At 76.7% G+C, this 1,969-nt stretch carries 1 protein-coding gene; it reads right to left on the bottom strand.

Annotated features, from left to right (window positions below; translation table 11 throughout):
• Positions 1 to 31 precede the first annotated feature (31 nt).
• Positions 32 to 1,969: ATP-binding protein (locus CA983_RS43150; RefSeq protein WP_244207349.1), on the bottom strand; the 1,938-nt coding region annotated here is incomplete at its 5' end.

Genomic DNA, 1,969 nt, shown 5'->3' with positions numbered 1-1,969 from the left:
CGGTACGGGTGGGGGGTCTGCGGTGAGGCGGTCAGCGCTGTGCCGTCACCCAGGCGGCGATCTGGCTGCGGTTGCTGAAGCCGAGCTTGCTGAGGATGCGTTCGACATGGCCTTCGGCGGTGCGGCGGGCGATCACCAGACGGTCGGCGATCTGCTGGTTGGCGAGCCCTTCGGCGACGAGCCGGGCGACCTCGGTCTCGCGGCGGGTGAGGCGGACCGCGGTGTCGTCCTGCGGAACCCGGGACTCGCCGGGGTGCGGGCGGGCCGGTTCCTGAAGGGCGTGGCCGACGAGCTCGGCGAGGCCGAGGCTCCCGCCGCGCCGGTGGGCCCGTTCGAACGCGTCCCGTCCCAGGGCCCGGCAGGCCCGCTCCTCGCTGTCCCGGCGTGCGGCGTTGAGGGTGCGCGCGCCCCAGCGGGCGGCGTCGATGTCGGCCCAGACACGGTCGGCGCCGCCCAGCAGCACGGCCGCGTGCCGGTGGGCGCCGCGTTCGCCGGCGATCGACGCGAGCAGGTCGAGGGTGAGGGCGATGCCGATGACGTCGTGGACGGCGAGCTTGAGGCGCAGGGCCTCGCGGGCGTGCCGCTCCGCCCGGGCCCAGTCGCGGCGCACGGAGTGCGCGAGGGCGAGCATGCGCAGCACGTACGACCGTACCCACTGCTCGCCGTGCCGCTCGCACAGCCCGAGGGCCCGCTCGCACACCTCGACGGCCCGGTCGGCCTCGCCCAGAAACCCCAGCGCGCAGGCGAGTTCGACCTGGTCGAGGCCTACGACGCTGAGGTGCTGGCCGGGCACGGGGCCACGGGCGACGGTCGTCTCGAAGTGCCGCAGCGCGCCGGGCAGGTCGTCGCCGAACAGCCGCAGGACGCCGATGACGTACTCGGCGTGGGCGGCCTCGGCGGCGTCGCCCAGGACCCGGGCGAGGGCGAGGGCGTCCCTGGCGTGCCGGCGGCCGCGGGGGAAGTCCTGGGTGGCGGCGGCGAGCAGCCCGGCGACCCACAGGCCGCGGGCCCGTTCCGGGGTCGGCTCGGGGTTGGCGGCCAGGGCCCGGTCGAGCCAGTACAGGCCCTCGCGCGGGGCGCCGCAGGCGTGCCAGTAGAACCAGAGGGTGCCGGCGAGCCGCAGCCCGGCGAGCGCCTCTCCCGGGATGGAGAGGCTGAAGTCGAGGGCGGCGCGCAGGTTGTCCCGGTCGGCGCGCAGCCGGGCGACGGTCTCCGGCTGCCCGGGCCCGAACCAGCCGCGCTCACACTCCTCGACCCACCGCAGCATCCAGTCCCGCTGCCGCCGCCGGACAGCGCCCTCGTCCCCGACGGTCCGCCGCAACTGCTCCAGCCCGTACTGCCGCAGCGTGTCGAGCATCCGGTACCGCACCCCACCGGGCCCCGGCTCCCGGCACAACACGGACTTGTCCACCAGCCCGGCGACGGCGTCGAGCACGTCGTCGGCACGGAGGCCCGGGCCGGGCAGGGTCACACCGCCGGAGTGGGTCAGGGGCGCGACCGAGGTCATCGCACCGGGGTCGGACCGGGGCTGAGGCAGCGTCAGGCCGCCCAGCGGAGGCAACGTCACGCCTGGCGGGCCGGGCAGGGACGGGGGCCGCGTCAGCCCGCCGACGGGGCTGTCCTCGGGCCTGGAGACGATCAGGGACTCGGAGCGCATCACGGGCAACGGCAACGGCAGGGGCCCGCCCGCCTGGCCGGGCACCGGCGGCACCTCGTTCCCCGAACCGCCGTCGAGCGGGGGCAGCGTCACGGTCCCTGCAAGTGCCTGTGCGGGCCGAGGACGTTCACCGGAGCCGTCCGTGAACCGGGCGCCTCCCGGCGGCACATCGGGACGTGTCCCGCCCTGGACCGCACCCGCGAATGTCCCGCCGGACGCGTGCCGGCCGCCCGGCAGGAGAGTCTCCGCCGGCGCCAGGACCGTTCCCCGCCCCGCGGCCCCCTCCCCGGTGTCGTCCGCGCAGACCGCCTC

The organism is Streptomyces swartbergensis, from assembly GCF_002148965.1.
GTDB classification, from domain to species: Bacteria; Actinomycetota; Actinomycetes; order Streptomycetales; family Streptomycetaceae; genus Streptomyces; species Streptomyces swartbergensis.
Note: the sequence above shows the minus strand (reverse complement) of the source record. Positions and strands in the feature narration are given on the sequence as shown.